Origin of the sequence: Moraxella haemolytica, from assembly GCF_030177935.1 — a bacterium.
Lineage (GTDB): Bacteria > Pseudomonadota > Gammaproteobacteria > Pseudomonadales > Moraxellaceae > Moraxella > Moraxella haemolytica.
Genome location: NZ_CP089974.1, coordinates 197,341 through 221,485 on the forward strand (window position 1 = coordinate 197,341; position 24,145 = coordinate 221,485).

A 24,145-nucleotide genomic window follows, 5' to 3' on the forward strand; every position below is an offset into this window, starting at 1 on the left:
CGCCCAAAAAAGGTGAGCAAATGGCGATACACGGCGTTTTGAATGTCGCTGTTTTCTTTGAGTTTTTTATTGGCGACTTGGGGAAGTGTGTGGTTGAGATAGTGCTCAATTTGCTCGTTTCGGCTGTTTAAAATGCGGTAAATGCCAAAGTCCAAATCGGCACGGTCAATTTGAAAGATTTCGGATAATTTTTGGGTGAGTTCGGTTAAGGCAGATATGGCGGTTCCTGTGTTTAGGGTAGTGGTATTTTATTATACTATATAATGCCATATCTGTGAGATGCTATTCACTTATAGATTTTTCTGAGAACTTCAGCCCTGATCATGAAAGCCCTATTGTCGATGTTGTGCTATTTTTTATTCTGTGGTAAAAAAGTAAAATGATAGAATTGAAGATTGGCACACATTGATTTGTGGTAGATTAAAGGTGATGTATGAAGCTCAAAAAATTAAAAATTAAGAATTTTAGGAATTTTGATAATTGTGAAATTGAATTGTCAAATAAAAACCTAATTTTTGGCATGAATGATGTTGGTAAAAGCAATTTAATTTATGCTTTGTGCTTACTATTTGATCGCCGCACGAGAAATAGTCAAATTTTTGATACAGATTTCCATGCCTGTACTACATTTAAGCCTATAGAAATATCTTGTTATTTGGACATATCAGAAGAAAATGAATTTAATGATATTATTATTGCTAAGGCTGAAAATGCGAGTGTGGACGATAATCAATATTTTATTATCAAATTGTCTATTGAGTTAGAAGATAATAAATTTATTAGCAATTTGTACTGGGGTTCTGAGAATGAAAATTTATTAGCAATTCTCATGCGCGGATTAAATCGTACCGTGCTAGATGATATCTTTTATTGCGTATTTATTCCATCGCAAAATGACATGACATCTAAATTTAAAGAATTTAAAAAGAATTGTTAGGCAGCCATGAGAAACATGTCGATGACAAAGATATTGAGCAAACAATACGAAATTTAAATAATTCAATCAATGTTGAGATATCAAAGCTGTCTACAGTAAAAACTATGGAATCAGATTTAAATGAACAGCTTGAAGTATTTGATAAAAATTATCAAATAAAGATATCACCAAATCATACTTTCGGTGATTTTCATAATAATTTAGATATTTATATGTTTGATGCAAAGCATGCAGAAGATGGGGTTGAAGCAAAAATATATCCCACATCAGGCGATGGAAGAGTCAGGAAGGTAATGTATTCTCTTATAAGTTATCTGCTTAATAAGGGCCAAGCTGCCGATGGCAAGATTCCAATTTTATTAATAGAAGAGCCTGAAAATCATCTTTTTATTTCATCACAGATTGAGTTATCCAAAACTATTTTTAATAAAGAATTCAGCCCTTATTTATTTTTGGTCACTCATTCACCACAATTATTTTTTAAAATTAGTGATGAGGCTAATTTAATTCGTTTGTTTAAGCAAAAACAAAAGATAGCAATTCATTCAGAAATTGCCAATATAGGAGCTCAATACAACAGCCTTAAAAATATTTTAATGGAAAACGTAGCACAATGTTTATTTGTTAATAGAGTTTTATTGGTTGAGGGACCATCTGAGAAATTACTTTTTGAATGGGTATTAGATACATTAGGGTGCGATAGAACAGATATCATTGTGCAAAGTATTGCGGGCATCTATTTTGATAAGTATATTCAAATATTAAAAGGATTAGGTATTAAGATTATTATTAAAACAGATAATGATATTACTAAAGTTTCACGAAAAGATGAATTAACCGCATTAGGATTTAATCGTTGCATTGATTTATTCAATTTACTCTGTGATTGCGAAGAAAAAGAAAAGTTAGACAATATTGCCTTGGGACCTGATGCATCAGAATCTACCATTTTAGAAGCAAAAGAAGATTTTAGAAACAAAATTTTAAGCAATAAAAATTGTTTTGATGAGTTTTCTCGCTTAGGAATATATCTATCAAAAATTGATTTGGAGCATGATTTGGCAACATGCCTTGATAAAGACGATAAATTTGTTAAAGATTTGCAGGAGTCAAAATGGATAAATATGTGGGAATTTACCAAAAATGCCACACATGCTGAAGCCAAGAAAATTTTTTATCATGAGAACTTTAAATGCTTAAAGGATTTGGTTGATGAATAATTTTAATCTAACAGATGAGCAAAAAGATATCGTTGAGTCAGAACAATTTTCATCAGCCATGATTATTGCTAATGCGGGTTCGGGAAAAACCAATACATTGGTTAGAAGAGCAATCAATCAGACCAAAGGAATTAAACCTTGGAAAAATATTGCAATTATTAGTTTTACTAACAAAAGTGCTGATGATATTTTGAAAAAAGTAAAAGAATTAAATGGAAGTCAAATTATTGCTATGACATTTCATTCGTTCTTGTTGCATCATGTTTTAGCGTTTAATGAATCTTTTAGAAGCCAAAAAATCTTATTTGATTTTAATCCAGATAATAGCTCAAGTAGTTTAAAAGAGTGGTTAAGTAAGGTTATTGATAGAAAAATTATGACATCTAGTGGTGGAAAGTCAAAAAATGATTACTTATTTGAATACGCAATCAAATGCCTTGAACAAAATAAATATATCAGAAGATACTTAAAAATAAAATTTGAAGCAATATACATTGATGAGGCACAAGATAATAATTTCTTGCAGTATAAAATTGTAGAGTTATTTTTATCTTATGGTATACAAGTTGTTTTGGTTGGGGATCCACAACAAGCCATTTATGGATTTAGAGGGGCTGATTCGCAAAAATTTAAAAGCATGGCAAACAATCCATATTTCAAAGACCAAGTTTATCAATTAAGCAGAAATTTTCGTTGCCATTCTTTAATTGATAGTTGTGCAAAAAGCTATGTTATCCCACAAGCAAATAGTATATCTTGTGAGGATGGAACTTCATACGGAGTATTTGCTGATATATCCGCTGAAAAACTTGTTGAGAAATTTAGTGAAGAAAAATTTAATAATGAAGGATTGTGTTTTTTATTTTGGAGTACAGGAAAAAGTCGAGCCATTATCAAGGAGCTTGATTTAGCTTTAGTAAAAATTCCTGATTTTATTGAAAGCCAACAAGACCCGCAGTATCAAAATTATTTAGATTCATTATTTAAATTGTATTTCTCAAAATCAATAGAAGAAGTATACTTTAAGGAGAAGTTTTTATCCCATATTCATACAAGAATAGCTAGAAAATTAATACAAGACTTTAAAAACGATCTATGTATTGATACACTAAAATCATTAAATGATCATGTTGGGATAATAAATCCCAGTCATTTTTCAGAAATTATAGATTGCATCAACCTTGATACTACAAAACAGTTTTATCAGTTGGATAAAACACAGAATATTGCAATGACCATACATTCTGCCAAGGGGTTGGAGTTTAGAAATGTTGTTTTGCAGAAAAATGATTTTAGGGGGATGGATAGAAATGCCGAAATGTTTTATGTAGCGTGTACTAGGGCTGAAAAACGCTTGTTTTTTGTATAAAAATATATCTTAATAAAGAGTTGTCCGGCTCTGAAAAATAGTTAAGCTAGAACGCAATAAAGAGACTTATCTAACCACAAGTAGCCCATTAATATCCGTTGTAAAGCAAGGACTCAAATGATCTCTTCTCATCTGCCAGTCTTTGTTTAATAATCCTGTGCCAAGGGTGATGCTGTTCTTTCCAAAGCGTGTCATCACCCCATCCCAAGCTGTTATTAATCTATCATCGTCAGATGCTTCATCAAACAGCAATGACTGCTCAAAAGGTCCTTGGCTTAATCCACCAAGCATAATGCCGCACTTTTTATAACGATATTGAGGTTTGTATATCTGCTTTAATAATTCTTGAGCTGCTTGATGAAGGCGTATCACATCATCACTGGCATGAGGCAATCCGATGGTTTTTAACCCACTGTACTGCTCATCTTGTCTAAATCTGTCTGTATGGATAAACACACTGATGGTATGAGCTTTGCTGTGCTCTTTTCTAAGTGCTTGCACACCGCTTTTAACATGATGCGTCACTGCTGACTGTAAAGCTTGTAAATCACCAACCAACTTACCAAAACTTCGACTGCGCACAATATGACGTCTGCTTTGTGCTTCTTCTAATGCCAAGCGGGATAAGCCTTTCATCTCTAAATGTATCTTTGCCACAGTGATGTTAAAGTGATGTCTAATAAAGCTTTCGTCTGCTTGTACAAAATCCCAAGCTGAATGGATGTTCATTGCTGCCAATTCCCCAGATTTCACCCACAGGCTCGCTTTTTAAAGCGCGCTGCTGCACTCAAAAGACCAATCAGTCCACACCACAACCTTGCCAAAGTGCTTAGGGTGTTTTTTAGCAAGGTGATTGCAGAATTTGGCCAATGTCTTGGTCGGAGCAATGCCAACACAGGTGGGTATGCCCACCCACTGCATGACACGCTGTTTGATCTGTCTGCCCAGCCCTTGTAAGTCTTTGATGCCGCTTAATTGCACAAAGCATTCATCAATCGAATAAATCTCAACAGCAGGCACCATACCCTCAATGGTTTTCACCATGCGATTAGACATGTCGCCATACAGTTCATAATTGCTGCTAAAAGCAAACAATGAGCCTTGAGACACCAGATGCTTAACCTGAAGTAAGGCATGCCCATCTTAATGCCCAAAGCTTTGGCTTGTGCGGTGCGTGATACCACACAACCATCGTTATTGGATAAAACAACAACCACTTTATCTTTTAAGGCAGGTCTAAATACTTGCTCACAAGAACAATAAAAACTGTTACCATCAATCAAGGCATACATTCTAGCGACCCCATGCGCCCCGTGTTTTTTTAATGACATGAGACACCACGCCCACAATGGACCATTCATCACCATCACTGGGTATGAAGTTAGGATAATCGCCACTGTTGTTCTCAGAATGTAGCTCAAAGCCATGTGTGCCTTTTACCAAGCGTTTAATGGTAAACTCATTGTTCACATTTGCCAGCACAATGTCATTATGCTCTGTCATGGGCGATCGATCAACAATAAGCAGATCATCTAAATCAATGCCTGCATCTAGCATGGACAAACCACCACAGCGAATCATGATGGTTGCAGGTGGGTTAGTCACCAAAAGCTCATTTAAGTCAATCTTATTGGATAAATACCCTTCAGCAGGACTGGGGAAGCCTGCAGCAACTTTCTCTTGATACAAAGGGATGTCTAATTTGCTTGGTGTGTTTGATAAATAAAGCACATCATCAGGCAATCTGCCCATGTACTTTGATGGCTTAAGGTGATAAGAGGCTCTTTTGGTAGCCAATATATCATCGACAATAGGCACACAAGAAATGGGAATGCGTTTAACAACCGTCTTTTCACCCAAAGTCGATTTACGCCCAGCATTGGCTCTTTTACCGCCATGACCACAGCCTTTGGTCTTGTTTAAAGGTTATTTGATATCAGACATGACGCACAATCCAACTTGATTAAGTAACTTAATCAAATTTAAAGGAAAATCGCGTAAAAATCAACTTAAAAACCCATCAGCTTATCAATTCATTGGTTGTTTAAATATGTGTGAAGAGGGCGTCGGTGATGGAAATTTGAATTTATAAAATCAAAAAAAATTATAAGATCCCTAAAAGTGTTCTATATGGGAAACTTTCTTTTTTCAAATATGATTGTCAGATCAGGTCTGGACTAGTGCATCCAATATAATATATGAAAGGTGTTATTTAAGTTTATTTAATGGCTATCATCTAATATCATGGAAGGATTCTAAGGGTTGGGTGGGCAGTTTAAAGTTATTTGTTTATTAATTCCGATTTGTTGGTAGATTATTTCAATAGTTTTTAGTAATAACTGAATGAATTCACCATCATCCCCATTTCGGAAAGACAAAAATATAGGGCTGACTGCACCGGCATCTAGTATGGGTAGATATTTTAGGTTTGCCATTGAGATGGCTTTACTGTTTTGTGGCACAATGGATATACCTTCGCCAGATGCGACCATCCCAAGTGCGAGTTGGATGTTGGAAATATAACGAATGCCTTTTGGACTAAGACCGTGTTCAGCAAAAACATTTTTAATGTAGTTTGCGAAGGTGTGGTCGCCAACATTTGGATAGCACCAAAGCACTTCATCAGTGACATCACTCAAATATACCCCGTCAAAACCGATAAAACGTGGTTCGCATTCATTGACTGCTAGCACCAAGGATTCATCTCTGAGCAAAATTCTTGCGATGGAAGGATCGCTAAATTTTAACCGACCAAAACCTACATCAATTTTTCCCGATTTGAGCGCCTCGATTTGTTCTAAAGTGCCCATTTCAACGAGTTCGATATTGATGTTGGGCAGCAGTTTTCTGAATTCAAAAATAACTTGTGGTAATAACCCTAAAAGCAGCGAGCCGACAAAACCTACCTTTAAGGTTTTATCGGCTTGTCCAACTCTTCTTGTCATGGAAACCATCTGTTCCATATTGCCCAAAATTCTTTTGGCATATTGATAAAAAAATTGCCCTGCTTCTGTTGTCTTAATAGGTCGGCTACCGCGTTCTAATAGTGGCAAGCCTAACTCATCTTCTAGATTTTGGATTTGTCGACTTAGCGGTGGTTGAGCGATGAATAGTCGTTCGGAGGCCTTAGTAAAACTTTGCTCTTCTACAACAGCAACAAAGTATTTAAGATGACGAATATCCATGTCTTAATTCCATAATTTTGTATTTATATCTATAGGATATCAAAAATATTATATTTTTAAAGTATTTTTTTATAGGAGGCTCATCTTAAAATTATTGAAAAAAATAAAAAAATTAATAATTTCAATTAATTACATAATATATTTATTTTTTCTTGTTTAAACAAGTATGGTTTTATACCAAAATAGTCTAAATCCATATTTATTTGATTTTGCAATTTGTTTAAAAATCAAATAAATTTGCACCTACAGCTAGTCAAAATTTGACAAAATTTAGCTAGTTGAATTGTAAAGAGATTTTTTGAAAATTTTACCATATTTTTAACTAAGGAGTGGTTATGAGTGAACAGGTTCTCCAAACAGCAGCCAATAAACCCGAGCGGGTGAGTATTGATGATTTTATTGACCATGCTAAATTTACACCATTTCATTGGAAGGTGTTGTTGTGGTGTTTACTTATTATTATTTTTGATGGATATGATTTGGCTATTTACGGGGTGGCACTACCCTTGTTGATGGAGCAATGGAGTTTGACATCGGTGGAAGCTGGATGGCTTGCCAGTTCTGCATTGTTTGGTATGATGTTTGGAGCGATTGGCTTTGGGACATTATCCGATAAGCTGGGGCGCAAAAAAACGATTATGCTGTGCATTTTGCTTTTTGCAGGGTTTACTTTTTTGGGTGCATTTGCTGAGACTCCCGTACAGTTTGCTGTATTGCGTTTCATTGCTGGGCTAGGGATTGGTGGTGTTATGCCTAATGTGGTTGCGCTGACAACCGAGTTTGCTCCAAAGCGCATGAAAAGTACGCTAGTGGCGGTGATGTTTAGTGGTTATGCCATTGGAGGCATGGCATCAGCTTTGCTTGGTAAGGCTCTTGTGCCAGTGCATGGTTGGCAGATTGTGTTTATGCTGGCCGGTATTCCTGTGCTTTTATTGCCAATCATTTGGGCGATGTTGCCAGAATCGTTATTTTATCTAAAACGCAAGGGGCGTGATGCAGAGGCTAAAAAGATCATTGCTAAAATAGACCCTGCGTACGCTAATAAAGATTATGAGATTGAACCGATTGTTGTAACTTCAGAGGATTCTGCTCCTTTAAAAGCTTTGTTTCAGCAGGGCAGAACGGTCAGCACCATCATGTTTTGGGTTGCTTTCTTTATGTGCCTGTTAATGGTTTATGCACTTGCGAGCTGGTTGCCTAAGCTGATGATTGGTGCAGGGTATTCATTGGGGGCGAGTATGCTGTTTTTGTTTGCTTTGAATATCGGTGGTATGATTGGCGCGATTGGCGGTGGTGTTCTTGCTGACCGTTTTCATATCAAGCCTGTATTGGTATCGATGTTTGCGCTAGGTGCGGCCTCACTTATTCTGTTGGGGTTCAATAGTCCAGCTCCTGTATTATATACACTTATTGCCATTGCTGGTGCAGCGACCATTGGTTCTCAAATTTTACTTTATACTTTTGTTTCGCAATACTATCCATCTGCGGTACGTTCGACAGGCATGGGATTTGCCTCTGGTGTAGGAAGGATTGGAGCAATCGTTGGTCCTGTGCTTACAGGTGCTTTGCTTGGCTTGCAGCTTGCTCATCAAATGAACTTTATGGCAATTGCAATTCCTGGTCTAATTGCAGCAGTGGCGATATTCTTGGTGGACATCAAAAATTCTAGCACTAAGTAAGACTTGGATGCTAAAAAAACCGCTTTTAAAGCGGTTTTTTGTTGGTGAAAAATTGAGTGTTTATACTCAATAACTATACTTATAAAGTATAAAAAAATGCAAAAATGATATTTGTTTTTTTATTTATATTCTTTTAGAGTATAAATATGCCCATCCCAAGCAAGGAAGGCAATATAAATTGAGTTAAAAAATAATCGGGAATACTGTGTATCAATTAGAAACGTTCATCTTGGACATACCAACCATTCGTCCACATAAGATGTCAGTGGCAACCATGCAAAAGCAAACCCTTGTGTTAGTGAAGATAACCTCTGCTGAAGGGATTGTGGGTTGGGGTGAGGCGACAACCATTGGTGGTTTGTCCTATGGCGAAGAAAGTCCTGAGAGTATCAAAACCAATCTGGACATGTATTTCGCTCCCTCATTAACCAGTATCAGCGGCGAGATGAACATTGCTCAAATTACGCAGATGCTTAATAAAAACATCATTGGCAATCGCTTTGCCAAATGCGCGGTACAAACAGCATTGTTTGATATTTGGGGTAAAAAATTAGGTTTACCTGTCAGTGAGCTATTAGGTGGTCGGATGCGTGATAGCTTACCTGTGCTGTGGGTGCTTGCCTCAGGCGACACTGACAAGGATATTGCTGAAGCCAAGCAGATGATTGATAGTGGTCGGCATAATATTTTTAAGCTAAAAATTGGTTCAAAAGCGGTAGAAGAAGATGTGGCACATGCTGTCGCTATCAAAAAAGCACTTGGGCGGGATGTAAGTATCCGTGTGGATGTTAATCGTGCGTGGAGTAAAATGCAATGCATTAAGGGTATACAAGCATTGCAAGATGGTGGCATTGATTTAATTGAACAACCCTGTGCTATTTTTGATACCGAACTTTTAAAATATCTAACCGACCGTTTTGATGTGGCGATTATGGCAGACGAAGCAGTTATGGCACCACAAAACGCCTACACACTTGCCAAAAATCGCTGTGCTGATGTGTTTGCTGTCAAGATAGAGCAAGCGGGCGGACTAATGGAGGCATGTGATATTGCCAAAATCGCTCAATTTGCAGGGATTGATTTGTACGGTGGCACCATGCTAGAAGGGGCGGTGGGGACGATTGCATCCGCTCATGTATTTAGCACCTTTGAGAGTTTAGCTTATGGTACAGAGCTGTTTGCACCGTTGCTTTTGACCGAAGAAATTCTAAAAACTCCTCTGGCTTATGAGAATTTTGAATTAAAAGTACCAAAGGGTGCAGGGCTTGGCATTGAGCTGGATGAGGAAAAAATATTGTCATTAGCACGACATTCGTAAGATGTTAATATAGTTAGACAAAACATAAGGAGGTATTATGCTTTATCATGTAAAAATGGATGTCAACATTCCAGTTGACTTTGACAAACAAAAAGCTGATGAGATTAAGGCAATCGAAAAAGCCTACTCGCAGGAACTTCAAAAACAAGGTAAATGGCGACATTTATGGCGAATCTCTGGCCAATATTCTAATATCAGTATTTTTGATGTGGAGAGTAATGAGGAGTTGCACACCATATTGCAGGGATTACCACTCTACCCTTTTATGAACATAGAGGTTATGCCTTTAAACCGTCATCCGTCATCTATTCGTGATGATGATAGCTGATTTTTAATTTACAAAAGTGGCTATGCACTCTCATAGCAATTAACCCAACCGTAGCCAGCCATTTGGAGATGCCAGCTACACCATGACAAGGAGAAGAAGTATGAACCGTCAAGAAATTGATGCTTTGGTTAAAAAAATGAATGTGGACACCGCTACAGGTGAAGTGGACGCTCGTGTGCAAGAGATTGTGGTTCGTCTTTTGGGTGATTTGTTTGAAGCCATTGTGGATTTGAACATCACCCAAACTGAGCTTTGGAAAGGCATGGAGTACCTTTCTGATTTGGGCCAGGCCAACGAAGTAGGATTGCTTGTACCTGGTCTTGGTTTAGAGCACTTCATGGACTTGCTTGAAGACGAAAAAGACCGTCAAGCTGGCGTAGAACAAGGCGGTACACCTCGTACCATCGAAGGCCCACTGTATGTGGCGGGAGCTCCTGAGAGCGTGGGCTTTGCCCGCATGGACGATGGCTCTGAATCTGACAAGATTGACACGCTCATCATTGAGGGTGTGGTGACTGATGTGGATGGCAACATCGTACCAAATGCCAAAGTGGAAATGTGGCACGCTAACGGTCAGGGCAACTATTCATTCTTTGATAAATCACAATCTGATTTCAACCTTCGCCGTACCATTTATACCGATGAAAACGGTCGCTATCGTGCCCAAACTACTATGCCAGTTGGTTATGGTTGTCCACCGAATGGACCAACGCAAGCCCTGCTTGACAAGCTAGGTCGTCATGGTCAGCGTCCATCGCATGTTCACTACTTCATCACGGCTGACGGCTTCCGTAAGCTCACCACTCAGTTTAACATCGAAGGCGACAAATACCTCTGGGACGACTTTGCGTTCGGTACTCGTGAAGGCTTGGTTGCTACTGCTACCGACAAATCAAGTCCAGAAGAGCTTGCCAGATATGGACTAGACAAGCCATTTAAGCACATCACCTTTGATTTTAAACTAACCAAAGACACCCAAACCGCCCCAACTACCGAAGTGGACAGAAGACGAGCTCAGGGCTGATCGTTGTTATCGGTAGATTGTATCTTAGCAATAGGGTTAAGATACAATCCCCATAATCCACAACATAACCTACAAAAGGAGTGGTAAATGAGTTATCAAGTTACAAAAGGATTGTCTGTTTTGGCGGTGTCGGCATTGTCCCTAAGTCTGATGGCGTGTTCGACAACATCGGTTTCGTCCCAATCGGCTGTTCAGGCAAATCCTGAATACCTACACGCACCAAGCACCCACCCAGCACGCCTTGCCCCAAAAGAAGGTGAAATGAGAGTAACCTTATTGGGTACAGGTAGCCCAGTGCCGAGCGTTCATCGCTATGGATCTGCAACTTTGGTACAAGCTGGTGGTCTTAATATTTTGATTGATGCAGGGCGTGGCAATGCGGTGCGTTTGACCCAAGCGGGTGTACCACTTGGCAAAATTGATGCGGTATTTTTTACCCATTATCACTCTGACCATACCAATGGTTTGGGCGATTTGTGGATGACGGGTTATATTCCTGCGTTTGGTGGTCGCAGTAGCGGTGCATTAAATGTTTATGGTCCGACTGGGGCAAAAGCATTGGTTGAAGGCTTAAAAATCGCCCATGCTGATGACATTAAAGTGCGTGTTGCTGATGGCGAACTAAAAGCGGAAACGACGGGGCTTGTTGCTCATGAATTTGAGGGTGAGGGCGTCGTGTTTAACCAAAATGGTGTGGTGATTACCGCCTTTGATGTGCCACATGATACCAAAGGAGCGATTAAGCCAAACTTGGGCTATCGTGTGGATTATGCAGGGCGTTCGGTGCTCATTAGTGGCGATACCATTCCCTCGCCAAATGTCATCAAATACGGCAAAGGTGTAGATTTGCTCATTCACGAAGTGGCTGAATTTAAAGACACCAATGCCCTACCGCAAGTCTATGCTCATCATACCAACCCACGCCAAGCAGGCGAGATTTTTAGCCAAACCAAGCCAAAAATGGCGGTTTATACCCATGTTGTCAATGGCGTATCGGCAAAAATCATCGGTATTCCTGACGAAGAATTGATTGAGCGTACTCGTGCCAATTATCAAGGAGCGTTAAAGGTTGGACGGGATTTGATGAGTTTTTCGCTCAACGCAAATGGCGTTGAGGTGTATGAACCTTAATTGTTATTTCATTTAAATTGTATTTGACCCCAGCTTGTGCAAGGAGAAAATAAAATGCCAAAGATTCCTGTTGTCAATACCAGTCATTTAGACCGCATTGACGAGCTTTTAGTAGAAAATCCAGAAACTGGCGAATATAAAGTTCATCGCTCTGTATTTACCGACCAAACTTTATTTGATTTGGAAATGAAATATATCTTTGAGGGCAACTGGGTGTATTTGGCACATGAAAGCCAAATTCCAGAAATCAACGATTATTATACGACTTATATTGGTCGCCAACCAATCATCATTGCTCGCAACAAAGATGGCGAATTAAATGCGATGATTAACGCCTGTTCACATCGTGGGGCTCAGCTTTGCCGTTACAAAAAAGGCAACAAATCCTCCTATACCTGCCCATTTCACGGTTGGACATTTAACAACTCTGGCAAACTTTTAAAAGTCAAAGACCCTAAAGACGCAGGTTATCCTGAAAGTTTTAATAAAGACGGTTCGCACGATTTAAAAAAAGTCGCTCGTTTTGAAAGCTACAAAGGCTTTTTGTTTGGCAGTTTAAATCCTGATGTCCTGCCACTTGAAGAATATCTTGGTGAAGCGACCAAAATCATTGACATGATTGTCGGTCAAGCTCAAGATGGCTTAGAAGTTCTTCGTGGTTCTTCAACTTACACTTATGAAGGTAACTGGAAGCTCACCGCCGAAAATGGTGCCGACGGATACCATGTGTCTGCAGTACATTGGAACTATGCTGCCACAACCCAACAACGCAAAGAAAAGCAAGCGGGAGAGGATAAAATCCGTGCTATGAGTGCAGGCGGTTGGGGCAAACAAGGCGGTGGCTCATACGGTTTTGAACATGGGCATATGCTTCTTTGGACACAATGGGCAAACCCAGAAGACCGTCCAAACTACGCCCAATACGACACTTATAAAGAGCTCTACGGCGAGGCGATGGCAAAATGGATGATTGAGCGGTCTCGCAATCTATGCTTATACCCTAACGTATATCTGATGGATCAATTTGGATCCCAAATCCGGGTACTGCGTCCGATTAGCGTTAATAAAACTGAAGTAACCATTTATTGTATCGCACCTGTGGGTGAGGATGCAGAGGCTCGCCAAAGACGTATTCGCCAATATGAAGATTTCTTTAATGCATCAGGTATGGCGACCCCAGATGATCTAGAGGAGTTCCGCTCTTGCCAGGTGGGCTATGCCGGAATTGAGCTTGAATGGAATGACATGTGTCGTGGAGCAACTCATTGGGTGCATGGACCTGATGAGGTTGCTGATGAAATCGGATTAAAGCCTAAACTAAGCGGTGTCAAAACCGAAGATGAGGGATTGTATTTAGCACAGCACGAGCATTGGATAGAAATGATGAAGCGTGCCATTTCTAATGAACGCAAGCTTGAAAAACATGGAGAAGTTGCATGAATAATGTACCAGTAGTATCAGCAGAATTACAGAATAAAATCAGTCAGTTTTTGTATCAAGAAGCTCGCTTTTTGGACGATGAGCAGTGGGACGATTGGCTAAACTGTTATGCTCCAGAAGCATCTTTTTGGATGCCAGCATGGGACGATGATGATACCCTCATCACAGACCCAATGGCGGAAATTTCCTTGATTTATTACCCAGATCGTCAAGGGTTAGAAGACCGAGTGTTTCGTATCAAAACTGAGCGTTCATCAGCAACCATTCCCGATACTCGCACAAGCCACAATATTAACAACATTGAGGTAGAAAGTGTAGAAGGTATCAAGGCAACGGTACGCTTTAATTGGCATACGCTTAGTTTTCGCTATAAGACGATTTCTCAGCATTTTGGTATGTCTCGTTACGAAATCGATGTTTCAGGCGACAGCTTTAAAATTTTGAGCAAATATGTCGTTCTAAAAAATGACTACATTCACCAAGTCATTGATGTTTATCATATTTGATAAAAATGGGATTGGTGAGTTGAATTACCAATCCCATTTTGCCTTAATTTAACCAGTCAGCCAACAGCCAACTTATTGCATAAAAAATATAAGGATATTTTTATGAGTCACAAAGTCGCTTTACAATTTGAAGATGGTGTTACCCGGTTTATTGAAGTGGGTGACGGCGAAGTTTTATCAGACGCTGCCTACCGCCAAAAAATGAACATTCCGCTAGATTGCCGAGACGGAGCGTGTGGCACTTGCCGAGCTTTTTATGAGTCTGGGACTTATGACATGGATAGCGACATGTACATCGAGGACGCCCTAAGCCCTGAAGATGCTGAAAAAGGCTATGTTTTGGCGTGTCAATGTTATCCAACTTCAGATTCGGTCATTCAGATTTTGGCAAGTTCTGCTGTGTGCAAAACCCAAATCCATGCTTTCAGTGGTACGCTGACCGATTTACAAAAAGTCTCCGATAGCACCATTTGTTTTGAAATTGAATTGGATAACAATGAACCAGAAATCAGCTTTTTGGCAGGGCAATATGTTAATGTGAAAATTCCAAACACTGATGAAACTCGTTCTTATTCTTTCAGTTCAAAGCCAAACGACCGCAAAACCAGCTTTGTGGTGCGAAATGTCCCCAATGGCAAGATGAGTTCGTTCTTGGCAAATACCGCCAAAGTGGGCGACAAAATGAGCTTTACAGGACCTTTTGGCAGTTTTTATCTGCGTCCGATGGTTCGCCCAACGCTGTTTTTGGCAGGTGGGACGGGGATTGCGCCGTTTTTATCCATGCTTAAAGTGCTTGACGAAAAAGGTTCGGATTTTCCTATTCGCATGGTGTTTGGCGTGACCAATGATGAGGATTTGGTCGGTATTGATGCGCTAGATGACTCTAAGGCGAAACATGACTGGTTTGATTATCGTACAGTTGTGGTCAATGAGATGTCCACCCATGAGCGTAAAGGCTATGTCACTGCTCATATTGATGATGACTGGCTAAATGGCGGCGATGTGGATATTTATCTGTGTGGACCTGTGGCAATGGTTGATTCGGTGCGTGATTGGTTGGAAGTTCAGAACATCACGGTGCAAAACTTCTTGTTTGAGAAGTTCTCAGCCAATTAAGATGGCGGCAAAATGGATTGCTTGTAAATTTCATAAAAGTCATTAAAATCTTTTTTACCCCTAGTGGTCAGTACCTAATGGCTGAAATTTGTCATCATCTATCAAAAGGAGTAAATATGTCCCTGTCTAATACCATTGCTATAAACCCGCAGCATTTGAGTGATTTGATGAGCGAACAGGCGTTTTTTGCGAACATTCGCCAAACCATCCACCAAAATCCTGAGCTGGGTTTTGAAGAGGTTGAAACCAGTAATCTCATCGCCAAGTACCTGACCGAATGGGGCTATACGCTACATCGTGGACTTGCCAAAACAGGCATTGTCGCCACCCTAAAAAACGGTAACGGCGATAAAGTCATCGGACTGCGTGCCGACATGGACGCTTTGCCCATCGTGGAAAAGACGGGCAAACCTTATGCCAGCCAAGTCGCAGGCAAATTTCATGGCTGTGGGCATGACGGACACAGCACCATTTTGCTTGCTTGTGCCAAACAGCTTGCCAAAACTCGCAATTTTAATGGTGCGGTGCATTTGATTTTTCAGCCTGCCGAAGAGCTGCTTTATGGCGGTCGTGTCATGTTAGAGGACGGCTTGTTTGACAAATTTCCTTGCGATGTGATTTTTGCCATGCACAACATGCCACGCCTAGCGACAGGCGAGTTTTATTTTAAAACTGGGGCGGTCATGGCGTCCTCCGACACTTTGTATGTCCATGTCAAAGGCGTGGGCAGTCATGGGGCGATGCCTGAATACGGCATTGATGCGACTTTGGTGGCGTGTCATATCGCCATTGCCCTCCAAAGCATTGTCTCTCGCAATGTCAGTCCGCTTGAGCAAGCGGTGATTACGGTGGGGCAACTCACCTCTGGCAATGTCCCCAATGTGGTCAATGATTCTGCCCTGTTAAAATTAAGCGTTCGCACCCTAAATGCTGAAGTGCGCAAAAAGGTGCTATCTCGCATTACAGAAGTGGTGGAATTTCAAGCCAAAAGTTTTGGAGCAAGTGCCGAAGTCGAACACATCAACGGCTGTCCGCCCACCGTCAATGGCAGTGATGCGACCGAATTTGCCGTCAAAGTCGCCCAAAATTTGGTGGGCGAGGACAAAGTGCATACAGGCATTGCTCCGCTTATGGGAAGCGAGGATTTTGCCTTTATGCTAGAGGCTAACCCCAACGGCAATTACTGCTTTGTCGGCAATGGGGGTGGTGATTCTGCGTGCATGGTGCATCACCCAGAATACGATTTTAATGATGAGATTATCGCTACGGCTGGGGCGTACTTTTGTGGTCTTGTGGAAAACTATTTGAAGTGATTTAAAAAAAGGATTTTTTATGACAACAACACAAACACAAAATGAGTTTCGTGGCAACGACAAACTGCTCATCGGCATGGTGCTGGGGGTTTTGACCTTTTGGCTGTTTTATCAGTCGATGTTTAATGTCGTGCCGTCCATTCAAAAAGATTTGGGCATGAGTGATACATCGCTCAATGCGGTAATTAGCCTAGGCTCACTGTTTTCTGGCTGTTTTATCATTTTAATGGGCGGATTGGCGGATAAATTTGGGCGAGTGCGTTTGACTTATGTGGGCTTTACTCTAAACATCATCGCCTGTTTGGTGCTGTATTTTAGCACCAATCCTTTCACCTTTGGGCTTGGGCGAGTGCTTCAAGGTCTGTCGTCCGCCTGTATCATGCCAGCGACTTTGTCCATCATCAAAAATTATTATCACGGAGCCGAACGACAAAGGGCGTTTAGCTTTTGGTCGATTGGCTCGTTCGGTGGTTCAGGGCTTTCGTCTTTTGTCGGTGGGGCAATCGCCACGAGCATGGGCTGGAAAAGCATTTTCTTGCTGTCAATCGCCATTTCGGTGGTCGGTATGCTTCTCATCAAAGGCACGCCAGAGAGCAAGTCGCACGAGGTTTCTACCAGTCGTTATGACTATGTGGGGCTGTTTAGCTGTGTGATTGGGCTTTTGTGTTTAAATTTGCTCATCACCAAAGGGTTTGGGCTTGGGTTTACGAATGGTTTTACGCTAACCATGCTCGCTGGGGCGGTGGTGATGGGGATTGTGTTTTTTCGCACCGAAATCAAGAAAAAACATCAGGCATTTTTGGATTTTTCGCTGTTCAACAGTCGTGGTTATAGTGGGGCGTGTTTGTCCAACTTCTTATTAAACTGCATGGCAGGCACGATTATCATTATCAATACCTATTTGCAAAAAGGACATGGCTTGACTGCATTTCAAGCAGGGGTCAAATCTTTGGGCTATGTCGTCATGGTCATGATTATGATTCGTGTGAGCGAAAAACTGCTACAAAAATTCGGCTACAAAACCCCAATGTGGCTCGGCACGGCAATCACGGCGGTTGGAGCATTGGGGCTGTCCATGACCTTTGTGTCGCACGAAGTGTATATGTGGTGGGTCATTGTGTCTTTTGCGGTGTTTGGCTTTGGTTTGGGTTGTTATTCTACCCCTGCGGCGGACTGTGCGATGGTCAATGTGCCTCTTGATAAAGCAGGCGTGGCGGCAGGTGTGTTTAAAATGGCAAGTGCTTTGGGTGCGTCCTTTGGCATCGCCACAGGAGCGACTATTTTTAGCACCTTTAAGGATGCTGGCGTGCATTTGGCAGGTCAATATGCCCTCTTGACGATGGTGGCTTTTGGTGTACTAGCAACATTGGCAGTGCTGGTAATGATTCCTAAAAAGACTGCGCAATCGGTTTAACGCCGCTATGTAGGGATTTAAAAGACCCTTCTATTTTAAATCAAAGCATGACAACATGAAGTATAACAGGAGTAATCATGTCGAGAACCAAGCGTTTTAAAGATAAGGTGGTGATTGTGACAGGTGCAGCTCAGGGAATTGGGCGTGGCGTGGCTTTGCAAGTCGCCAAAGAGGGGGCAAATGTGGTGCTGGTGGATTTTTCGGATTTTGTGCAAGAAACCGCCGATGAGATTGCCAAATTACAAAAAACTGGCAAAAAAGGCGATCATCTCATCGTCAAAGCCGATTTGGAACAGTATGCAGGAGCCCAAGAAGTTGCCAAGCAAACCCTTGAAAAATTTGGGCGCATTGATGTGCTGATTAACAATGTCGGTGGGGCGATTTGGATGAAGCCGTTTGAGGAATTTGCCGAAAATGAAATCATCAAAGAAATCAACCGCTCGTTGTTTCCAACTTTGTGGTGTTGTCATGCGGTGCTACCTTGTATGATTAGCCAGCAGTCAGGCGTGATTGTCAATGTGTCGTCCATCGCCACTCGTGGCATTCATCGCATTCCTTATTCTGCGGCAAAAGGCGGGGTAAATGCCTTGACCGCAAGTTTGGCATTTGAACACGCCAAAGACGGCATTCGTGTCAATGCGGTGGCGACAGGCGGTACAGACGCTCCGCCACGCAAAATCCCAAGAAACACCAACCCCCAAAGCGAGGACGAAAAACGCTGGATGCAAGAGGTGGTTGAACAAACCATTGACCGCACCTTTTTGGGGCGTTATGGCACGATCGACGAGCAGGTTAATGCGATTTTGTTTTTGGCGTCCGATGAGTCGTCCTATATGACAGGCGCGGTCATGCCTGTGGGCGGTGGCGATCAAGGATAGCTTTTTACCCATCACTGGAAAAATATGGCTGACACGGAGTGTGGATGATGAGCGTATTTAGGGATTTTAAGCAAGATTTTTCTTTGTCGGCAATGGTGGCGGGTTTGCTTGCGGTAACGATTTCTTACGCAGGACCGTTGGTGATATTTTTTCAGGTGGGGCAGTCGGCAGGTGTGGATAACGCCATGATGATTTCATGGATTTGGGCGGTGTCAATTAGCTCGGCAGTTGGCAGTATTTTTTTATCTTTACGCCACAAAGTGCCGATTTTGCTCGCTTGGTCAATCCCTGGAACGGCACTTTTGGTCAGCCTGTTTCCCAGCATTAGCCTTAATGAAGCGGTGGGGGCGTATCTCATCGCAGGCGTGATGAGCCTTGCCATTGGCATGAGTGGCTATTTTGATAAGGTATTGCATTGCATTCCGCAGGGCATTGCAGGTGGTATGATGGCAGGGATTTTGTTTGGTTTTGGCGTGGGAGCGTTTTCGTCATTTAGCAGTGAACCGATGTTAACCTGTGCCATGCTGGCAAGTTTTTTGGTTGCCAAACGCTTTTTGCCTCGTTATGCGATTGTGTGGGTGCTTTTGATAGGGCTTTTGGTGGCGTGGTTATTGGGACTCATAAATGGTAGCCAAGCTTTTGAATTGAGTGTTGCCAAGCCCATATTTATCGCCCCAGAATTCTCGTGGCAGGCAGTGTTTAATTTGGCATTGCCGTTGGTGATTTTAAATTTAACAGGGCAATTTTTACCTGGAATGGCACTCATTAAGCTTAATAATTATCAAGTATCCAGTCAGCCCATCATCAATAGTGCAAGCCTACTGTCGCTCGCTGTGGCGGTGTTTGGGGGCATTAGTATTGTGCTGGCGGCGGTAACATCGGCTTTGTGCATGGGCAAAGATTGCCACGAAAACTCTGACAAACGCTACATCGGCGGTGTGTTTAATGGCGTGTTTTATCTGGTGGGAGCGGTGTTTGCAGGTTCTTTGGTGGGCTTGTTTGCCATGCTTCCCAAAAGTTTAATCGCCATGCTGGCAGGCTTGGCGTTGCTTGGGGCATTATTGACCAATCTTGGCATTGCCATGCAACACAGCGAACAAAAAGAGCCTGCGTTAATCACCTTTTTGGTAACAGCCTCAGGCATGAGCTTGTTTGGGTTAAGTTCGGTGTTTTGGGGCATTGTATTTGGCATGGCGAGTTTTTATTTTTATAAGCTGAGATGGTAAAAATAAAAAGGATTGATTTATTGATGTGGTAAATGATTTGGCAATGGAGTGAATTATGGCGCAAAAAAACGAAACTTTGTATCAAGGAGGTTTTGCCAAAACCCCAAAAAAGATCTATCGTGGCATTGGTATTATTTCCATAGCAGCAGTCGTTGCCTATCTTTTATATGCTGTGATTTTACCATTTGATGCTAATGCCAATAAAGGGCTTGCCATTTTGTTTTTTATTGGGGTGTTATGGTTGACTGAAGCAGTGCATATCACCGCAACAGCTCTGTTTGTTCCTGTTTTGGCGGTATTGGCTGGTGTGCCAGAATTTAATACCAAGTCGGCGTTTGCTAATTTTGCGGATCCAATTATTTATGTGTTTGTCGGCGGGTTTGCGCTAGCAGCAGCGTTAAGTGTGCAAAAACTTGACCGAAAAATTGCCCTTTGGATTATGCGTCTATCAAATGGACATTTGGGACGAGCGGTAATGATGATGTTTTTGGCGACCGCAGGACTGTCGATGTGGATTAGTAATACCGCCACAGCGGCGATGATGGTGCCATTGTCACTGGGGTTGCTTACACAGCTTGATAGAGAAAAAGACAGAAATACCTGCATTTTCATCTTGCTTGGTGTGGCCTATTCGGCAGGGATTGGTGGCATTGGGCTGCTTGTGGGTTCACCACCCAATGGCATTGCTGCCAAACAGCTTGGCATGGATTTTATGGATTGGCTAAAAGTGGCTTTACCATTACTTGTGGTGTTATTGCCCACCTTGATCGCTACCATGTATTTGATTTTAAAACCAAATTTGAATCAAAAAATCGTGGTTAGTGATGAAGAAATTCCTTGGACGCCTGCTAGAATTTTAACGATTGTTGTTTTTGTCATAACGGCGACCTGTTGGATTTTTGGTAAGCAGATTTCAGGGTATTTTGGTTTTGATAGCCCTGACACCATGATTGGTATGATGGGAGCCTTAAGTGTGATGGTACTTGGTCTTGCTACTTGGAAACAGGTCAGCGAGCGTACCGAATGGGGTGTTTTATTGTTGATTGGTGGCGGTTTTACCTTATCAAATGTGATGAAGCATTCAGGAGCTTCAGCGGTGCTGGGCGAACAACTTGCCACGCATTTGGCGGGTATGCCTGTGATTTTTATTATTTTTGTGACCGCTTGTTTTATGATTTTCTTGACTGAATTTACCAGCAATACAGGTTCAACCGCCTTGATGGTGCCAATTTTTGCGTCTGTTGCCACACAGCTTGGTTTGCCAAATGAGCTTTTGGTGATGGTTATTGCCATTGGTGCATCTTGTGCCTTTATGATGCCTGTTGCTGCCCCGCCTAATGGCATTGCTTTTGCTACGGGCTATATGGCTCAAAAAGAGATGGTAAAGGTCGGTTTTTTCTTAAACTGGGTTGCTATTGGAATTGTTACGCTGTGGGCGTATGTGTTGTTGATATAATTTTTAAAAGGAGTAAACAATGATTGATAAATCCAGCCAATCACTCACCCAGGTGATGAGTCAAATCAAAGACGGCTCAATCATTCTCATCGGCGGTTTTGGACCGGCAGGTCAGCCTACCGAGCTGATTGATGCACTCATTGATTGTAATGTCAAAGATTTGACAATTGTGAGTAACAATGCAGGCAATGGCGATTATGGATTGGCACGCCTGCTAAAAACAGGAGCGGTGAAAAAAATCATCTGCTCATTTCCTCGTCAAGCTGACTCGTATGTCTTTGATGAGTTGTATCGTGCCGGTAAGATTGAGCTTGAAGTTGTTCCGCAGGGCAATTTGGCTTGCCGTATTCAGGCGGCAGGTATGGGGCTTGGGGCGATTTATACGCCAACAGGGTTTGGTACACTGCTTGCCGAAGGTAAAGAGACTCGTCATATTGAGGGCAAGGATTATGTGCTTGAATACCCAATCAAAGCCGATTTTGCCCTTATCAAAGCCCATAAAGGCGACCGTTGGGGCAATTTGGTGTACAACAAATCGGCTCGTAATTTCGGTCCTATCATGGCAATGGCGGCTGATGTTACCATTGCTCAGGTGGGTGAAGTGGTAGAGCTTGGTGAGCTTGACCCTGAACACATCATCACGCCAGGTATCTTTGTGCAGCATATCGTTGAGCTAACCTCTGTAACGCACGCCATGACAGAATAAGGGAAAATATCATGACTTATCAAAAACTAAGCCGGGACCAAATCGCAAGCCGTATCGCCAAAGACATTCCAGAAGGGGCGTATGTCAATCTAGGTATAGGACTGCCAACCAAAGTGGCCAGCCACTTACCCAAAGACAAAGAGATTTTTTTACATTCTGAAAACGGTTTGCTCGCCTTTGGTCCGCCCCCAGAAGCGGGGCAAGAAGACCCAGAGCTTATCAATGCTGGTAAAGAGTTTGTTACCATGCTCACAGGTGGTTCGTTCTTTCATCATGGCGATTCGTTTACGATGATGCGTGGCGGTCATTTGGATATTTGTGTATTGGGTGCTTTTCAAGTTGATGAAGATGGCGACCTTGCCAACTGGCACACAGGCGAGAGTGATGCTATTCCTGCGGTAGGCGGAGCGATGGATTTGGCAGTGGGAGCAAAACAGGTGTTTGTTGCAACCGAACATACAACCAAAAAGGGCGACCCCAAAATTGTCAAAAACCTCACCTACCCAGTAACGGGCAAAAAATGCGTGGATAGAATCTACACTGACCTATGTGTGATTGATGTTACACCGGAGGGTCTAAAAGTCATTGAAAAAATTGAAGGTTTGGCTTTTGGGGAATTACAACGACTCACAGGGGCAAGTCTGATTGATGCAACCATTTAAATAAAAAATTAAGGGGAATTATGATGCAAAACGCTTATATTATTGATGCCATTCGCACACCATTTGGGCGTTATGGTGGGGCATTGTCAGGCATTCGTGCTGATGACTTGGGGGCAACTGTTATCAAGGCAATCATGGAACGCAATGGCAATGTAGATTTTAGTCAGGTTGATGATGTGATTTTTGGTTGTGCCAACCAAGCAGGTGAGGACAACCGCAATGTTGGTAGAATGTCTGCTCTACTGGCAGGAATGCCAACAACGGTACCTGCAACGACCATAAACCGTCTATGCGGTTCATCACTTGATGCCATTGCAACCGCCAATCGTGCCATTAAATCAGGCGAGATGAATCTCATCATCGCAGGTGGGGTGGAGAGCATGAGCCGAGCCCCTTTTGTGATGGGTAAGGCACAGACGGCGTTTGGGCGGTCTCATCAACTAGAAGATACCACGATGGGTTGGCGGTTTATTAACCCTAAACTAAAAGAGCTTTATGGCGTGGATACCATGCCACAGACCGCAGAAAATGTCGCCGAGCAGTTTAACATCAGCCGAGCAGACCAAGATAAATTTGCTCTAAGAAGCCAGACACTTACCAAAACCTCCCAAGATAAAGGTTTTTTTGATAAAGAAATCATTTCGGTGTCTATTCCACAAAAAAAGGGCGAGCCAATTTTGGTGGATAAAGATGAACACCCACGAGCCGATACAACCCAAGACGCTTTGGCAAAACTCAAACCTGTGGTTAAGCCAGATGGCACGGTTACCGCCGGCAATGCCTCAGGTATCAATGATGGGGCGTGTGCGGTACTGATAGCCTCTGATGAAACGGTAGAAAAATTTAATCTTGTCCCACGAGCCAAAATTATTGCTAGTACAACCGTTGGTATTGAGCCACGCATTATGGGTTTTGCCCCTGCTCCTGCCATTAAAAAACTGCTTGCCATGACTGGGCTTGGTCTTGATGACATGGACGTGATTGAGCTTAACGAGGCTTTTGCTGCCCAAGCCCTAGCGTGTACTCGTGAGTTAGGTTTGGCTGATGATGATAGCCGTGTCAATCCCAATGGCGGTGCGATTGCCTTAGGACACCCATTGGGTGCGTCAGGGGCAAGGCTGGTAACAACTGCTTTAAATCAGCTTGAACAGACAGGTGGTAAATATGCTCTATGCAGTATGTGCATTGGGGTGGGTCAAGGGATTGCGTTGATTATTGAGCGAGTTTAAGGGGTGCA

The 24,145-nt window shown here is 42.1% G+C and carries 22 protein-coding genes and 1 pseudogene; 19 read left to right on the top strand and 4 right to left on the bottom strand.

The genetic code is table 11. The features are described 5' to 3' along the window. Positions 1-433 precede the first annotated feature (433 nt). The 3 genes from LU276_RS00825 to LU276_RS00835 are packed head-to-tail and all read left to right on the top strand — an operon-like array spanning position 434 to position 3,526. A complete protein-coding gene (locus LU276_RS00825) occupies positions 434-937 on the top strand; it encodes an AAA family ATPase (RefSeq protein ID WP_284673817.1) in 504 nt (167 codons plus the stop codon). Beyond that, positions 931-2,157 (top strand): ATP-dependent nuclease, encoded by a 1,227-nt coding sequence (locus tag LU276_RS00830; RefSeq protein WP_284673818.1) that lies wholly within the window; start codon positions 931-933, stop codon positions 2,155-2,157. Before LU276_RS00825 ends, LU276_RS00830 begins: the two co-directional genes overlap by 7 nt. Continuing rightward, positions 2,150-3,526 carry a UvrD-helicase domain-containing protein gene (locus LU276_RS00835; RefSeq protein WP_284673819.1) on the top strand — a complete coding sequence of 459 codons (1,377 nt, stop codon included), beginning with the start codon at positions 2,150-2,152 and terminating at the stop codon, positions 3,524-3,526. The genes LU276_RS00830 and LU276_RS00835 overlap by 8 nt, the downstream gene beginning before the upstream one ends. A gap of 66 nt (positions 3,527-3,592) precedes the next feature. Here the strand turns inward: LU276_RS00835 and LU276_RS00840 are convergent, their stop codons facing one another. The 4 genes and pseudogenes from LU276_RS00840 to LU276_RS00860 form a co-directional block, all read right to left on the bottom strand. Further along, positions 3,593-4,255, bottom strand: coding sequence for a DinB/UmuC family translesion DNA polymerase (locus tag LU276_RS00840; protein WP_284673820.1), 663 nt, complete (start codon positions 4,253-4,255; stop codon positions 3,593-3,595). A gap of 39 nt (positions 4,256-4,294) precedes the next feature. Further along, a pseudogene (locus tag LU276_RS10030) lies at positions 4,295-4,893 on the bottom strand (Y-family DNA polymerase). Continuing rightward, the gene (locus LU276_RS00855; RefSeq protein ID WP_284673823.1) at positions 4,820-5,386 is read right to left on the bottom strand and encodes a LexA family protein; all 567 of its coding nucleotides are present in this window, start codon (positions 5,384-5,386) and stop codon (positions 4,820-4,822) included. Before LU276_RS00855 ends, LU276_RS10030 begins: the two are co-directional and overlap by 74 nt. A gap of 395 nt (positions 5,387-5,781) precedes the next feature. Further along, complete coding sequence (locus LU276_RS00860; protein ID WP_284673824.1) at positions 5,782-6,711, bottom strand: LysR family transcriptional regulator; 930 nt, start codon at positions 6,709-6,711, stop codon at positions 5,782-5,784. A gap of 335 nt (positions 6,712-7,046) precedes the next feature. On the opposite strand from LU276_RS00860, the gene LU276_RS00865 reads away from it, so the two are divergent. From LU276_RS00865 to pcaF, 16 genes are all read left to right on the top strand, one after another. Next, a complete protein-coding gene (locus LU276_RS00865) occupies positions 7,047-8,390 on the top strand; it encodes an MFS transporter (RefSeq protein ID WP_284673825.1) in 1,344 nt (447 codons plus the stop codon). A 205-nt stretch (positions 8,391-8,595) separates the two neighbouring features. Next, complete coding sequence (locus tag LU276_RS00870) at positions 8,596-9,708, top strand: muconate/chloromuconate family cycloisomerase (protein ID WP_284673826.1); 1,113 nt, start codon at positions 8,596-8,598, stop codon at positions 9,706-9,708. A 37-nt stretch (positions 9,709-9,745) separates the two neighbouring features. Beyond that, positions 9,746-10,036 carry a muconolactone Delta-isomerase gene (catC, locus tag LU276_RS00875; RefSeq protein WP_284673827.1) on the top strand — a complete coding sequence of 97 codons (291 nt, stop codon included), beginning with the start codon at positions 9,746-9,748 and terminating at the stop codon, positions 10,034-10,036. 100 nt (positions 10,037-10,136) lie between these two features. Further along, positions 10,137-11,060: a catechol 1,2-dioxygenase gene (gene catA, locus LU276_RS00880; protein ID WP_284673828.1), complete on the top strand. Its 924-nt coding sequence runs from the start codon at positions 10,137-10,139 to the stop codon at positions 11,058-11,060. A gap of 87 nt (positions 11,061-11,147) precedes the next feature. After that, the gene (locus LU276_RS00885; protein ID WP_284673829.1) at positions 11,148-12,191 is read left to right on the top strand and encodes an MBL fold metallo-hydrolase; all 1,044 of its coding nucleotides are present in this window, start codon (positions 11,148-11,150) and stop codon (positions 12,189-12,191) included. 54 nt (positions 12,192-12,245) lie between these two features. Continuing rightward, a complete protein-coding gene (gene benA, locus LU276_RS00890) occupies positions 12,246-13,631 on the top strand; it encodes a benzoate 1,2-dioxygenase large subunit (protein WP_284673830.1) in 1,386 nt (461 codons plus the stop codon). Then, the gene (benB, locus tag LU276_RS00895; RefSeq protein ID WP_284673831.1) at positions 13,628-14,137 is read left to right on the top strand and encodes a benzoate 1,2-dioxygenase small subunit; all 510 of its coding nucleotides are present in this window, start codon (positions 13,628-13,630) and stop codon (positions 14,135-14,137) included. Before benA ends, benB begins: the two co-directional genes overlap by 4 nt. Before the next feature lie 102 nt (positions 14,138-14,239). Continuing rightward, positions 14,240-15,253 carry a benzoate 1,2-dioxygenase electron transfer component BenC gene (gene benC, locus LU276_RS00900; protein ID WP_284673832.1) on the top strand — a complete coding sequence of 338 codons (1,014 nt, stop codon included), beginning with the start codon at positions 14,240-14,242 and terminating at the stop codon, positions 15,251-15,253. Between the two features lie 116 nt (positions 15,254-15,369). Then, the gene (locus LU276_RS00905; protein WP_284673833.1) at positions 15,370-16,566 is read left to right on the top strand and encodes a M20 aminoacylase family protein; all 1,197 of its coding nucleotides are present in this window, start codon (positions 15,370-15,372) and stop codon (positions 16,564-16,566) included. A 19-nt stretch (positions 16,567-16,585) separates the two neighbouring features. Beyond that, the gene (locus tag LU276_RS00910; RefSeq protein ID WP_284673834.1) at positions 16,586-17,980 is read left to right on the top strand and encodes an MFS transporter; all 1,395 of its coding nucleotides are present in this window, start codon (positions 16,586-16,588) and stop codon (positions 17,978-17,980) included. Positions 17,981-18,057: 77 nt separating this feature from the next. Continuing rightward, the gene (locus tag LU276_RS00915) at positions 18,058-18,858 is read left to right on the top strand and encodes a 1,6-dihydroxycyclohexa-2,4-diene-1-carboxylate dehydrogenase (RefSeq protein ID WP_284673835.1); all 801 of its coding nucleotides are present in this window, start codon (positions 18,058-18,060) and stop codon (positions 18,856-18,858) included. A 44-nt stretch (positions 18,859-18,902) separates the two neighbouring features. Beyond that, the gene (locus LU276_RS00920; protein ID WP_284673836.1) at positions 18,903-20,084 is read left to right on the top strand and encodes a benzoate/H(+) symporter BenE family transporter; all 1,182 of its coding nucleotides are present in this window, start codon (positions 18,903-18,905) and stop codon (positions 20,082-20,084) included. Positions 20,085-20,139: 55 nt separating this feature from the next. Then, complete coding sequence (locus tag LU276_RS00925) at positions 20,140-21,540, top strand: SLC13 family permease (protein ID WP_284673837.1); 1,401 nt, start codon at positions 20,140-20,142, stop codon at positions 21,538-21,540. Positions 21,541-21,559: 19 nt separating this feature from the next. Further along, a complete protein-coding gene (locus LU276_RS00930; protein WP_284673838.1) occupies positions 21,560-22,246 on the top strand; it encodes a 3-oxoacid CoA-transferase subunit A in 687 nt (228 codons plus the stop codon). An 11-nt stretch (positions 22,247-22,257) separates the two neighbouring features. After that, on the top strand, positions 22,258-22,908 hold the full coding sequence (locus LU276_RS00935; protein WP_284673839.1) for a 3-oxoacid CoA-transferase subunit B: 651 nt from the start codon (positions 22,258-22,260) through the stop codon (positions 22,906-22,908). A 23-nt stretch (positions 22,909-22,931) separates the two neighbouring features. Further along, entirely contained in the window at positions 22,932-24,137 is a 1,206-nt protein-coding gene (gene pcaF, locus LU276_RS00940; protein WP_284674539.1) for a 3-oxoadipyl-CoA thiolase, read from the top strand. Positions 24,138-24,145 lie beyond the last annotated feature (8 nt).

Coding starts and splice junctions, on each gene's coding strand:
- pcaF (WP_284674539.1), top strand. CDS start 22,932: ATGCAAAACGCTTATATTATTGATGCCATTCGCACACCATTTGGGCGT.
- benC (WP_284673832.1), top strand. CDS start 14,240: ATGAGTCACAAAGTCGCTTTACAATTTGAAGATGGTGTTACCCGGTTT.
- LU276_RS00935 (WP_284673839.1), top strand. CDS start 22,258: ATGACTTATCAAAAACTAAGCCGGGACCAAATCGCAAGCCGTATCGCC.
- LU276_RS00860 (WP_284673824.1), bottom strand. CDS start 6,711: ATGGATATTCGTCATCTTAAATACTTTGTTGCTGTTGTAGAAGAGCAA.
- LU276_RS00910 (WP_284673834.1), top strand. CDS start 16,586: ATGACAACAACACAAACACAAAATGAGTTTCGTGGCAACGACAAACTG.
- LU276_RS00825 (WP_284673817.1), top strand. CDS start 434: ATGAAGCTCAAAAAATTAAAAATTAAGAATTTTAGGAATTTTGATAAT.
- LU276_RS00905 (WP_284673833.1), top strand. CDS start 15,370: ATGTCCCTGTCTAATACCATTGCTATAAACCCGCAGCATTTGAGTGAT.
- LU276_RS00925 (WP_284673837.1), top strand. CDS start 20,140: ATGGCGCAAAAAAACGAAACTTTGTATCAAGGAGGTTTTGCCAAAACC.
- LU276_RS00865 (WP_284673825.1), top strand. CDS start 7,047: ATGAGTGAACAGGTTCTCCAAACAGCAGCCAATAAACCCGAGCGGGTG.
- benB (WP_284673831.1), top strand. CDS start 13,628: ATGAATAATGTACCAGTAGTATCAGCAGAATTACAGAATAAAATCAGT.
- catC (WP_284673827.1), top strand. CDS start 9,746: ATGCTTTATCATGTAAAAATGGATGTCAACATTCCAGTTGACTTTGAC.
- LU276_RS00930 (WP_284673838.1), top strand. CDS start 21,560: ATGATTGATAAATCCAGCCAATCACTCACCCAGGTGATGAGTCAAATC.
- benA (WP_284673830.1), top strand. CDS start 12,246: ATGCCAAAGATTCCTGTTGTCAATACCAGTCATTTAGACCGCATTGAC.
- LU276_RS00920 (WP_284673836.1), top strand. CDS start 18,903: ATGATGAGCGTATTTAGGGATTTTAAGCAAGATTTTTCTTTGTCGGCA.
- LU276_RS00840 (WP_284673820.1), bottom strand. CDS start 4,255: ATGAACATCCATTCAGCTTGGGATTTTGTACAAGCAGACGAAAGCTTT.
- LU276_RS00885 (WP_284673829.1), top strand. CDS start 11,148: ATGAGTTATCAAGTTACAAAAGGATTGTCTGTTTTGGCGGTGTCGGCA.
- LU276_RS00835 (WP_284673819.1), top strand. CDS start 2,150: ATGAATAATTTTAATCTAACAGATGAGCAAAAAGATATCGTTGAGTCA.
- catA (WP_284673828.1), top strand. CDS start 10,137: ATGAACCGTCAAGAAATTGATGCTTTGGTTAAAAAAATGAATGTGGAC.
- LU276_RS00915 (WP_284673835.1), top strand. CDS start 18,058: ATGTCGAGAACCAAGCGTTTTAAAGATAAGGTGGTGATTGTGACAGGT.